The sequence below is a fragment of the Chitinolyticbacter meiyuanensis genome (genome assembly GCF_008033135.1).
Taxonomy (GTDB): domain Bacteria; phylum Pseudomonadota; class Gammaproteobacteria; order Burkholderiales; family Chitinibacteraceae; genus Chitinolyticbacter; species Chitinolyticbacter meiyuanensis.
Map to the genome: position 1 here is coordinate 3741549 of NZ_CP041335.1, position 11832 is coordinate 3753380.

Sequence of the window (11832 nt, forward strand, 5' to 3'; positions counted from 1 at the left end):
CACCCCGCGGTCTATCCTGCCTGTGCGCGGTGCGCTTAGTGGGCGGCCCACTCGATGGTGCTGAGATCGATGCCGTCCTTGTACATTTCCCACAGCGGCGACAATTCGCGCAGCTTGCCGATCTTGTCGTGGATCAGCTTGATGGTGAAATCGATGTCCTCGACCGTGGTGAAGCGGCCGATGGTGAAGCGGATGGAGCTGTGCGCCAGTTCATCGCTGCGGCCCAGCGCACGCAGCACATAGGAAGGTTCCAGCGAGGCGGAAGTACAGGCCGAGCCGCTCGACACCGCCAGTTCCTTCAGCGCCATGATCAGGCTTTCACCCTCGACGAAGTTGAAACTCACATTGAGGTTGTGCGGCACGCGGCGATCCATGTCGCCGTTCAGGTGGACTTCCTCGATATCGCTGATACCGGCCCACAGGCGATCGCGCAGCATGCGGATGCGCTCAAGCTCTGTGCCCATTTCCTCGCGGGCGATCTTGTAAGCCGTTCCCATGCCGACGATCTGGTGGGTGGCCAGCGTGCCCGAGCGGAAACCGCGCTCGTGGCCGCCGCCGTGCATCTGTGCCTCCAGCCGCACCCGCGGCTTGCGGCGGATGTACAGCGCACCGATGCCCTTGGGGCCGTAGGTCTTGTGCGCCGACAGGCTCAACAGGTCGACCTTCAGCGCGGCAAGATCGATTGCCACCTTGCCGGTGGCTTGGGCGGCATCGACGTGGAAGATGATGCCCTTCTCGCGGCACAGCTCGCCGATGGCCGGGATGTCCTGAATCACGCCGATCTCGTTGTTCACGAACATCACCGAGACCACGATGGTATCCGGGCGGATGGCGGCCTTCAGGTCGTCGAGGCTGATCAGGCCGTTGTCCTGCACGCCAAGGTAGGTGACCTCGAAACCTTCGCGTTCCAACTCACGCGTGGTATCGAGCACGGCCTTGTGCTCGGTCTTCACGGTGATGACGTGCTTGCCCTTGTCCTTGTAGAAATGGGCTGCGCCCTTCAAGGCCAGGTTGTTCGATTCAGTGGCGCCCGAGGTCCAGACGATCTCCTTCGGGTCGCAGTTCAGCAACTTGGCCACTTCCTCGCGCGCCTCCTCGACAGCGCCCTCCGCCTCCCAGCCGTAGGCGTGCGAGCGACTGGCCGGATTGCCGAAGTGCTCGGTCAGCCAGGGGATCATCGCCTGCGCCACGCGCGGGTCGACCGGGGTGGTCGCGGAATAGTCGAGGTAGATCGGGGTATTCATTTCAGCTCCAGGTGTGGCGGCCGGTCAAAGCGAGGGGGCCGCGCCCGTCAATTCCTTGTGGCGTTGATCGATCAGCACGCATTCGGTCTTGCGGCGCTGTTTTTCGTGCTGCTCGTCGATCAACTGCGCCAGCGTGATGCCGGACAGGTAGTCGTAAATGGTGCGATTGAGGCTGGCCCACAGGTCGTGCGTCATGCAGCGCTTGTCGTCCAGACAGTTTTCCTTGCCGCCGCACTGTGTGGCATCGAGCGGCTCGTCCACCGCACAGATGATGGCCGCCACGGTGATCTCCGCCGCTGGCCGCGCCAGACAGTAGCCGCCGCCTGGGCCGCGCACGCTGTCCACCAGCTCGCGTCGACGCAGCTTGCCGAACAGCTGCTCCAGGTAGGACAGCGAGATGTGCTGGCGCTCGCTGATGCCGGCCAGCGTGACGGGACCACCTGCCTGGCGCAGCGCAAGATCCAGCATCGCAGTAACGGCAAAACGACCTTTGGTGGTCAGGCGCATCGCGGTTCGGGCTCTCTCGGTTCGGTGTTCAGTTCGGGCGAATGGTAGCAATAACCCACTGTTTTAGTCAACTAAAAACCCGACTCGTTCAGTCGGGTTTTTAGTGCCGAACCGGCTTCAATCGACAATCTTGTTCAGGTAGCCCGGATCGAAGCGATCACCTGCCGCGCGTTCCTCGGCGCAGTCGACGCCCAGCTGCTCCAGCTTCTTCAGGATGGCCTCGACCTTCTGGTCGGTGATCACGGTATGGTCGAGCAGGCCGTGGATGGCCTTCACCACCGGATCGTTCATGTCGCTGGAGATGCCATAAGCGGAGAAGCCCAGTTGCTCGGCCTTCTCCTCGCGCTCGCGATCACGCTTGTCGACCTGGCGAGCCAGGTTGGCCACCATCACCGCGCCGGCCGGCACATCCTTGATCACCACCGCGTTCGGGCCGATCTTGGCGCCCTCGCCGATCTCGATCGGGCCGATCACCTTGGCACCAGCGCCGACGACCACGCCCTGACCCAGTGTCGGGTGACGCTTGCCCGGCTTGCTGGCAAGGCCCAGGCCACCAAGCGTGACACCCTGATACAACGTGCAATCGTCGCCAATCACCGTGTGCTCGCCAATCACCGTGCCCATGCCATGGTCGATGAACACGCGGCGGCCGATGGTGGCCCCTGGATGGACCTCGATGCCGGTGAGGAAGCGGCCAACGTGCGACACCAGCCGCGCCAGCCACTTGCAGTCACGCGTCCACAAGCCGTGCGCCACGATGTGCAGCGTCAGCGCATGGAACCCCGGGTAACAGGTGACCACTTCCCACACGGTACGGGCGGCGGGATCGCGGTCGAAGACCACGCGCAGGTTTTCACGCAGGCGGTCGAGCATGGGGGCACTCGGGGTGGCGGGGAAAGTCGAGTATTTTACTCAAGTTTCGCCCGGCGTGTAAGCGTCTGAGCTCAGGCCGTCAGCGCTCCGATGTAGCCGCCCCACGGCTGTAATTGCAGCATGCCCGCCGTCACCGCCGCGCCGGTGAGGCCATGGCCATCGAGGGCGCGCACCTCGCGCCAGGCCTTGGGAAGTTTCAGCGTCTGCGCAGTGCCACTGAGATTGAACGCCAGCAGCAGTTGATCCCTGCCCTTGCCGCGAGTGAACAGCAGGATCGGCTCCGGCGCCTTGAGGAAATCGATCGCCCCTTCGATCAGCTGGGGATGGCGGCGGCGCCAGGCGAGGAAGCGCCGGGTGAAGTTCAGCACGGAGGCCCGTGGCTTGTCCTGAGTATCGACCGCCAGCGCCAGATGCTCCGGTGGCACCGGCAGCCAGGGCGCGCCGGTGGTGAAGCCCCCGGCCGCTGCGGTCTGCTGCCAGGGCATCGGGGTGCGGCAGCCGTCGCGCCCCTTGAAATCGGGCCAGAACGCCTTGCCGTACGGGTCCTGCAGCAATTCATAAGGAATATCCGCCTCCGGCAGGCCGAGCTCGTCCCCTTGATACAGGCAGGCCGAACCGCGCAGCGTGGTGACCAGCACCTGCATCAGCTTGGCGAATTGCGCGCCGCCGGTGCCCTTGCCCCAGCGACTGGCCACGCGTGCCACGTCGTGATTGCCGATGGACCAGCAGGCCCAGCCGGGTACGTCATGCCGCGCCAGCGCGGCGTCCATCTCCTCGACCTGGCGTCGGATATGCGCGGCGGAGAACTCCTCGGTCAGCAGGTTGAAGCTGTAGGCCTGGTGCAGCATATCGCCATCGCTGGTGTATTCGGCCATGCGCGTCAGCGAATCATCGTCGCCCACCTCGCCGACACTGGCCGCGCCATAGCGGTCGAGCAGCTTGCGCAGCTTCTTCAGGAACTTGAGGTTCTCCGGGCGCGACTTGTCGTAGCGATGGCGCTGCATGCCGTAGGGATTGACCGCGCTGACCGTGGTGGTGTCCGCATGCAGCGCGGGTTTGTTGTCGCGTAGCTTGCGATCGTGGAAGTGGTAGTTGCAGGCATCGAAACGGAAACCGTCAACGCCGCGCTTGAGCCAGAATTCGACGCTGGCGAGGATGGCGCGCTGTACTTCGGGGTGGTGGTAGTTGAGGTCGGGCTGGCTGGTGAGGAAGTTGTGCAGGTAGTACTGGCGCCGCCGGCTGTCCCACTGCCAGGCGCTGCCGCCGAACACCGACAGCCAGTTGTTCGGCGGCGTGCCATCCGGTCGCGCCTCGGCCCAGACGTACCAGTCCGCCATGGGATTGTCGCGGCTGGCACGCGATTCGACGAACCAGGGATGGCTGTCGGCGGTGTGCGACAGCACTTGATCGATGATGATGCGCAGGCCGCGCGCATGGGCGGCATTGAGCAGTACATCGAAATCGGCCAGCGTGCCGAACAGCGGATCGACGTCGCAATAATCCTCGACGTCGTAGCCGAAATCCTTCATCGGCGATTTGAAGAATGGCGAAATCCACAGCGCGTCGACATTGAGTGATGCCAGGTAATCCAACCGCGTCAGGATACCGGGCAGATCACCGACGCCGTCCCCATTGGCATCCATGAAACTGCGCGGATAGATCTGGTAGATCACCGCGCCACGCCACCACGCTTTCGCCATCTTCTCCTCCGGATTACGGAAGCAACACGTCAGCGTGACGTGTTTGCTCCGAAAGAAGTTTCTTATGCACAATGTGGCAGCAATGCTGCCATGCAGCAACCGTGCTGACGCAGGGCCGTCTATAAATCCAACACAAGGCAGCGCGACTGCCGTAGCTCCAGGTTATCCGATGTCCAGCACCCTGCCCCAAGCCACCGTCGACGCCCTGTTCCGCGCCGACCACACCGACCCTTACGCCATCCTTGGCCTGCACGACCACGACGGGCGCCAGATCGTGCGTACGCTGCAGCCGGGCGCACAGCATGTCGCCGTGATCGACGCGGCAAGCGACAAGCGCATCGTCGATCTGGTTCGCCACGATGAGCGCGGTTATTTCGAAGGCATCATCCCGCGCCGCAAGCATCGCTTCGCCTACCGGCTCGCCATCACCTGGGGCGCAGAGGAAGTGGAGCACGAGGACCCCTACCGCTTCCCGCCAGCCTTGGGCGAACAGGATCTGTGGCTGCTGTCCGAGGGCACGCATCTGCGCCCTTATGAGCGACTGGGTGCGCACTGGCGCGAGCTCGAAGGCATCGGTGGCGTGGCCTTTGCCGTGTGGGCGCCAAACGCCCGTCGCGTCTCGCTGGTCGGCGACTTCAACCAGTGGGACGGCCGCCGCCACGTGATGCGACTGCATCGCTCCTGCGGTGTGTGGGAAATCTTCGTCCCCAACCAGCCACCTGGGCTGAACTACAAGTTCGAGATCGCCGATCGCCATGGCGCGATCTACCAGAAGGCCGACCCCTACGCCTTCGCCGGCGAGCTGCGCCCCGGCACTGCATCGAAGATTGCCGGCCTGCCCGACTGGATCGCGCCGTCAGATAGCCGCCGCCGTGCCAATGCATTCAATGCGCCGGTCTCGATCTACGAAGTGCACCTCGGCTCCTGGCGCCGCGTGCCGGAGGACGGCAACCGCTGGCTCAGCTATCGCGAGCTCGCCGACACCCTGGTGCCCTACGCCGCCGACCTCGGTTTTACCCACCTCGAACTCCTGCCGATTAGCGAGCATCCGTTTGATGGTTCCTGGGGCTACCAGCCACTGGGACTCTATGCACCGACCAGCCGCTTCGGCTCGCCGGCCGATTTCCGCTACTTCATCGAGAAGGCGCACGAGGCAGGGCTCGGCGTGCTGCTCGACTGGGTACCTGGCCATTTTCCGTCCGACCCGTTTGGCCTCGCCTACTTCGACGGCAGCCACCTCTACGAGCACGCCGACCCGCGCGAGGGCTACCACCAGGACTGGAACACGCTGATCTACAACTTCGGCCGCAACGAAGTGCGCAACTTCCTGATCGGCAACGCGCTGTACTGGATCGAGCGCTTCGGCATCGATGGCCTGCGCGTCGACGCCGTGGCCTCCATGCTCTACCGCGACTACAGCCGCAAGGAGGGCGAGTGGGTTCCCAATGAGCATGGCGGGCGCGAGAACCTGGAAGCGATCGCCTTCCTGCGTCGCGCCAACCAGGTGATCGGCGTCGAGCGTGGCGAAGCGATCACGCTGGCCGAAGAATCGACCGCCTTCCCCGGCGTGAGCCGCCCGCCCGAGATGGGTGGCCTCGGCTTTCACTACAAGTGGAACATGGGCTGGATGCACGACACGCTGGGCTATATGCAGAAAGACCCGGTGCATCGGCGCTACCACCACAACCAGATGACCTTCGGCATGGCCTATGCCTACAGCGAGAACTTCGTGCTGCCGCTGTCGCACGACGAAGTGGTACACGGCAAGGGCTCCCTGCTGTCGCGCATGCCCGGCGACACCTGGCAGCAGTTTGCCAACCTGCGTGCCTACTACGGCTTCATGTGGGCGCACCCGGGGAAGAAGCTGTTGTTCATGGGCGGCGAATTCGCCCAGGGCCGCGAATGGGACCACGATGCCAGCCTGGACTGGCACTTGCTCGATCCGGCCGTGGGCGGGCCGTGGCACAGCGGTGTGCAGGCACTGGTGCGCGACCTGAACCGCAACTACAAGACCGAGCATGCGCTGCATGCACAGGACTTCGACCCGGCCGGCTTCCAGTGGCTGGCGGTGGACGATCACGAGCACTCGGTATTCGCCTTCCTGCGCCGCGCGCCGGACAGCGAAGCGGTCATCGTGGTCAGCAACTTCACACCGGTACCGCGCACCGGCTATCGCTTGGGCGTGCCCGAGCCCGGCCGCTACGTCGAGCTGGTCAACACCGACTCGACCTTTTACGGCGGCAGCAACACCGGCAACGTGGCCTGCGACAGCGAACCGGTACCGGCCCAGGGCCAGCCACATTCCATTGTGGTGACGGTGCCGCCGCTCGCCACCGTCTACCTGCGGCGCGGCTGAGGACGCCGCGATGACTAGGCTCAGGACCGGCTCGCCCTATCCGCTGGGCGCCAGCGTGACCAAGGATGGGGTGAACTTCGCCGTCCACGCCGGCTACGCCAGCCGAGTGGAGCTGTGCCTGTACGACGCGCACGGCCACGAGGAGATCGCGCGGCTGGACCTGCCGGCAAGCACGCATGGCGTGTGGCACGGCCTGCTGCCGCATGCCACCGCCGGCCTTGTCTACGGCTACCGCGTGCACGGCCCCTGGGCACCGCGCGACGGTCATCGCCACAATCCGAAGAAACTGCTGCTCGACCCGTACGCCCGCGCGCTGGTCGGCCAGTATCGCGACCACCCGGATTTCGAGGGCATGGACCTCGGCAACCCGGGTCAGCCCGACCCGGTTGACAACGGACCACTCGCAGTCAAGGCGCAGGTGGTCCACGAAGCCTACGACTGGGGCGACGACACTGCGCCCGCCACGCCGTGGTCACAGACGGTGCTCTACGAAGCGCATGTGCGCGGCCTGACCATGCGTCACCCGGCCATTCCGCCGGAGCTGCGCGGCAGCTACGCCGCGCTGGCCCATCCGGCGCTGATCGCCCATTTCAAGCGGCTGGGCATCACCGCGCTCGAACTGTTGCCGGTGCATGCGCACGCCGACGAGCCGCGGCTGCAGCGGATGAACCTCTCCAACTACTGGGGCTACAACACGCTGTCGTTCTTCGCCCCGGAGCCGCGCTACTGGTCCGGCCAGGAGGGCAGCACCCCGCTGTCGGAATTTCGCGATGCGGTGAAGGCACTGCACGCTGCCGGCATCGAGGTCATCCTCGACGTGGTGTTCAACCACAGTGCCGAGCTCGACGCCGAAGGCCCCACACTGTCGCTGCGTGGCTTCGACAACGCCAGCTACTACTGGCTGGCCGGCGACGGCGGCTTCGAGAACTGGACCGGCTGCGGCAATACGCTCAACCTCACCCAGCCGCGGGTAATCCAGCTGGTGATGGACAGCCTGCGCTACTGGGCGGTGGCATGCCGCGTCGATGGCTTCCGCTTCGATCTGGCACCGGTGCTGGGCCGCACACCGCGCTACTCGGCCATCGCCCCGCTGCTGGCCGCCATCGCGCAGGATCCGCAGCTGGCGCGGCTCAAGCTGATCGCCGAACCGTGGGACATCGGCCCCGGCGGCTATCAGATCGGTCAGTTCCCGGCCGGCTGGGCCGAGTGGAACGACCAGTACCGCGATACCATGCGCCGCTTCTGGCTGCACGACGGCGTGAGCCGCGGCCAGTTCGCCCGCCGCTTCGCTGCCTCCAGCGACCTGTTCCACCAGCGCGATCGCCGGCCCTGGGCCAGCGTCAATTTCGTCACCGCGCACGATGGCTTCACCCTCGCCGATCTCGTCAGCTACAACCGCAAGCACAATCTTGCCAACGGCGAGCACAACCGCGACGGCCACAATCAGAACCTCAGCTGGAACTGCGGCGTGGAAGGACCGACCGACGATGCCGACATCCAGCTGGTGCGGCTGCGGGCACGCAAGGCACTGCTGGCGACGCTGCTGCTGTCACAGGGCACCCCCATGCTGCTGGCCGGCGACGAGCTGGGCCACAGCCAGAGCGGCAACAACAATGCCTATTGCCAGGACAACGACCTGACCTGGCTGGACTGGGGCAACGGCAAGGCGCCGCTGGCGGACTACATCGGTGAACTCGTTGCACTGAGGCGCGCTTGCCCGGCGCTGCGCTCGGGGCAATGGTGGCCGGAGGACACGGCGAGCGATCACGATGCGGTGGAATGGCGCAACCCTTCGGGCGAGCCATTGAAGTCGCACGACTGGGAAGACAGCGCCGGGCGGGCGCTGATGATCCAGCTGTCGGGCTTCTTCCTGATCCTGATCAATGCCTCGGCCAATCAGGTGCCGTTCCGTCTGCCGGCCGGCTGCTGGCGCGTGAAGCTGGCCAGCACCGAAGACCGCGACAGCGTGCTCTACCAGGGTGAATGCCGGGTAGCGGCGCGCAGTCTCACCATCCTGACCGAAGATGCCTGCGAGCCGGGCCTCTTCGCCAATCCGTTCTTGAAAGAGGAAACTCCATGACCACGGTAGCGACGCAGCCCTTCTCCGGGCAAAAGCCCGGCACCTCGGGCCTGCGCAAGAAAGTGACGGTGTTCCAGCAGCCGCACTACCTCGAGAATTTCGTGCAGAGCATCTTCGATGCACTCGGCGGCATTGCCGGCCAGACGCTGGTGGTGGGCGGCGACGGCCGCTACCACAACCGCGAGGCCGTGCAGACCATCATCAAGATGGCCGCCGCCAACGGTGCGGCCAAGGTGCTGGTGGGTGCCGGTGGCATCCTCTCCACCCCGGCCGCCAGCTGCGTGATCCGCAAGTACGGCACCTTCGGCGGCATCGTGCTCTCGGCCAGCCACAACCCGGGCGGCCCGGATGGCGACTTCGGCATCAAGTACAACATCGCCAACGGCGGCCCGGCCCCGGAGAAAATCACCGAGGCCATCTACGCCAAGAGCCAGACGATCACCAGCTATCACATTGCCGAAGCCGCCGATTACGACATCGATACGCTGGGCAGCGGCGAGATCGGCAGTTGCCGGATCGAGGTGATCGACCCGGTGGCCGACTATGCCGAGCTGCAGCAGCAGTTGTTCGATTTCGACGCGATCCGCGCCTGGTTCGCCGCCGGCCACACGCTGTGCTTCGACGGCATGCACGCCGTCTCCGGCCCGTACGCCCATCGCATCCTGGAAGGCCTGCTCGGCGCCCCCGCTGGCACCGTGATCAACGGCACGCCGCTGCCCGATTTCGGCCAGGGCCATCCAGACCCGAATCCCGCTTATGCCACTGAGCTGGTTGCGCGCATGAGCGGACCGGACGCGCCCGATTTCGGTGCAGCCAGCGATGGCGATGCCGACCGCAACATGGTGGTCGGCCGCGGCATGGCCGGCGAGCCGTTGCTGATCTCGCCCTCCGACAGCCTCGCCATCCTCGCCGCCAATGCCACGCTGGTGCCGGCCTACCGCGCCGGGCTCAAGGGCGTGGCCCGCTCGATGCCGACCTCGACCGCGGTCGACGCCGTGGCGCGCGCGCTGGGCATTCCCGCGTTCGAGACACCGACCGGTTGGAAATTCTTCGGCAACCTGCTGGATGCCGGCATGGCCACGCTGTGCGGCGAGGAAAGCTACGGCACCGGCTCCGACCACGTGCGCGAAAAGGACGGTCTGTGGGCGGTGCTGTTCTGGCTCAACCTGCTCGCCACCACCGGCAAGAGCGTGGCACAGATCGTGCAAGAGCACTGGAGCCGCTTCGGCCGTCACTACTACAGCCGTCACGATTTCGAAGGCATCGCCACCGAGAAGGCCGACGCGCTGATGACCGCGCTGCGCGGCAAGCTCGCCACGCTGGCGGGCCAGGGCAGCCACGGCCTGGTGATCGCCGAAGCCGACGATTTCGCCTACACCGATCCGGTCGATGGATCTGTATCGCGCCAGCAAGGCGTGCGCATCGTGTTCCAGGGCGGCTCGCGCATCGTGTTCCGCCTCTCGGGCACCGGCACCGAAGGCGCCACGCTGCGCGTCTATCTGGAGCGCTTCGTCGCCGACCCGGCCGGCCATGGCGAGCCGACGCAGACCGCACTGGCGCCGCTGATCATGGCGGCACACGAGCTCGCCGGGATCGGCCAGCACACGGGGCTCACCGAGCCGACGGTCGTGACCTGAACCACGGGCTCCTGCCCGAGGGGCAGGCCCGACTACGGACCGGCGGCGACAGCACCGCCGGCCGCTTCGACGAGGGAGCTAGGAGAGGAACATGGAAACCCAACTGATCGACAAGGCCACGCTGGCGCGCCAACTGCCCAACAAGGCGGTGGCGCTGGTGCTGGCCGGTGGGCGCGGTTCGCGGCTGAAGGCATTGACCGACCACAGGGCCAAGCCGGCCGTGTACTTCGGCGGCAAGTTCCGCATCATCGATTTCGCACTGTCCAATTGCCTGAACTCGGGCATCCGCCGCATCGGCGTGGTCACACAGTACAAGTCGCACTCGCTATTGCGCCACCTGCAGCGCGGCTGGGCCTTCCTGCGTTCCGACATGAACGAGTTCGTCGACCTGCTGCCTGCGCAGCAGCGCGTGGACGAGGAACACTGGTACCGCGGCACCGCCGACGCCGTGTACCAGAACATGGATATCATCCGCAGCTACCGCCCCGAGTACGTGGTGATCCTGGCCGGGGACCACATCTACAAGATGGATTACGCCCGGATGCTGGTCGATCACGTGCTGCAGCAGGCCAACTGCACCGTGGCCTGCATCGAAGTACCGGTCGAGGAAGCCACCGCCTTCGGCGTGATGGCCGTGGACGAAACCCGCAAGATCACCGCCTTCGTCGAAAAGCCGGCCAACCCGCCCGCCATGCCGGGCAAGCCCGATACCGCGCTCGCGTCAATGGGCGTCTACGTGTTCAACGCCGAGTACCTGTATCGGTTGCTCGACGAGGATCTGGCCGATCCGGAATCCGATCACGATTTCGGCAAGAACATCATCCCCAAGGCCGTGACCGAAGGCAGCGCGCTGGCGCACCCGTTCTCGCTGTCGTGCGTGAAGAGCGATGTGGACGGCAAGGAATACTGGCGCGACGTCGGCACCGTCGATGCCTATTGGGCCGCCAACCTCGACCTCGCCTCGGTTACGCCGGAGCTCGATGTCTACGATGAGACCTGGCCGATCCGCACCTACCAGGAACAACTGCCGCCGGCCAAGTTCGTGCAGGATCACAATGGCAGCCACGGCATGACGCTGAACTCGCTGGTGTCCGGCGGCAGCATTGTCTCCGGCTCGCTCGTCATCAATTCGGTACTGTTCTCGCGTGTGCGCGTGCACTCGTTCTGCACCATCGATTCCTCGGTGATCCTGCCCGAGGTGACGGTGGGCCGGAATTGCCGGCTACGCCGCTGCGTGATCGACCGCGGCTGCCAGTTGCCCGACGGCACCGTGATCGGCGAGAACGCCGAGGAAGACAAGCGCCGTTTCCACCGCTCCGACAACGGCGTGGTGCTGGTCACCAAGGACATGCTGGCCAAGCTGTGAACGCCCGTGGTCGGTGGAGCTCCTGACTTGCAATCAGGTGCTCCACCGCCAGGATCGAATTCAAGGAAT

At 65.4% G+C, this 11832-nt stretch carries 7 protein-coding genes and 1 pseudogene; 4 read left to right on the forward strand and 4 right to left on the reverse strand.

Annotation, left to right across the window (positions count from 1 at the left end; all coding sequences use genetic code 11):
* Positions 1 to 35: 35 nt before the first annotated feature.
* The 4 genes from FLM21_RS17900 to FLM21_RS17915 form a co-directional block, all read right to left on the reverse strand.
* Positions 36 to 1244, reverse strand: coding sequence for an IscS subfamily cysteine desulfurase (locus FLM21_RS17900; protein WP_148716882.1), 1209 nt, complete (start codon positions 1242 to 1244; stop codon positions 36 to 38).
* 24 nt (positions 1245 to 1268) lie between these two features.
* Positions 1269 to 1751 (reverse strand): Fe-S cluster assembly transcriptional regulator IscR, encoded by a 483-nt coding sequence (gene iscR, locus FLM21_RS17905; RefSeq protein WP_148716883.1) that lies wholly within the window; start codon positions 1749 to 1751, stop codon positions 1269 to 1271.
* A 117-nt stretch (positions 1752 to 1868) separates the two neighbouring features.
* On the reverse strand, positions 1869 to 2624 hold the full coding sequence (cysE, locus tag FLM21_RS17910) for a serine O-acetyltransferase (protein WP_148716884.1): 756 nt from the start codon (positions 2622 to 2624) through the stop codon (positions 1869 to 1871).
* A 71-nt stretch (positions 2625 to 2695) separates the two neighbouring features.
* Positions 2696 to 4324 carry an alpha-glucosidase gene (locus tag FLM21_RS17915; protein ID WP_148716885.1) on the reverse strand — a complete coding sequence of 543 codons (1629 nt, stop codon included), beginning with the start codon at positions 4322 to 4324 and terminating at the stop codon, positions 2696 to 2698.
* 193 nt (positions 4325 to 4517) lie between these two features.
* On the opposite strand from FLM21_RS17915, the pseudogene glgB reads away from it, so the two are divergent.
* The 4 genes and pseudogenes from glgB to glgC form a co-directional block, all read left to right on the forward strand.
* Positions 4518 to 6680 (forward strand): annotated as a pseudogene (gene glgB, locus FLM21_RS17920) (1,4-alpha-glucan branching protein GlgB); the annotation flags it as partial.
* A 10-nt stretch (positions 6681 to 6690) separates the two neighbouring features.
* Complete coding sequence (gene glgX, locus FLM21_RS17925; protein ID WP_148716887.1) at positions 6691 to 8760, forward strand: glycogen debranching protein GlgX; 2070 nt, start codon at positions 6691 to 6693, stop codon at positions 8758 to 8760.
* Positions 8757 to 10397: an alpha-D-glucose phosphate-specific phosphoglucomutase gene (locus FLM21_RS17930; RefSeq protein WP_187359974.1), complete on the forward strand. Its 1641-nt coding sequence runs from the start codon at positions 8757 to 8759 to the stop codon at positions 10395 to 10397. The genes glgX and FLM21_RS17930 overlap by 4 nt, the downstream gene beginning before the upstream one ends.
* Positions 10398 to 10488: 91 nt before the next feature.
* A complete protein-coding gene (glgC, locus tag FLM21_RS17935; RefSeq protein ID WP_148716889.1) occupies positions 10489 to 11763 on the forward strand; it encodes a glucose-1-phosphate adenylyltransferase in 1275 nt (424 codons plus the stop codon).
* Positions 11764 to 11832: the final 69 nt, after the last annotated feature.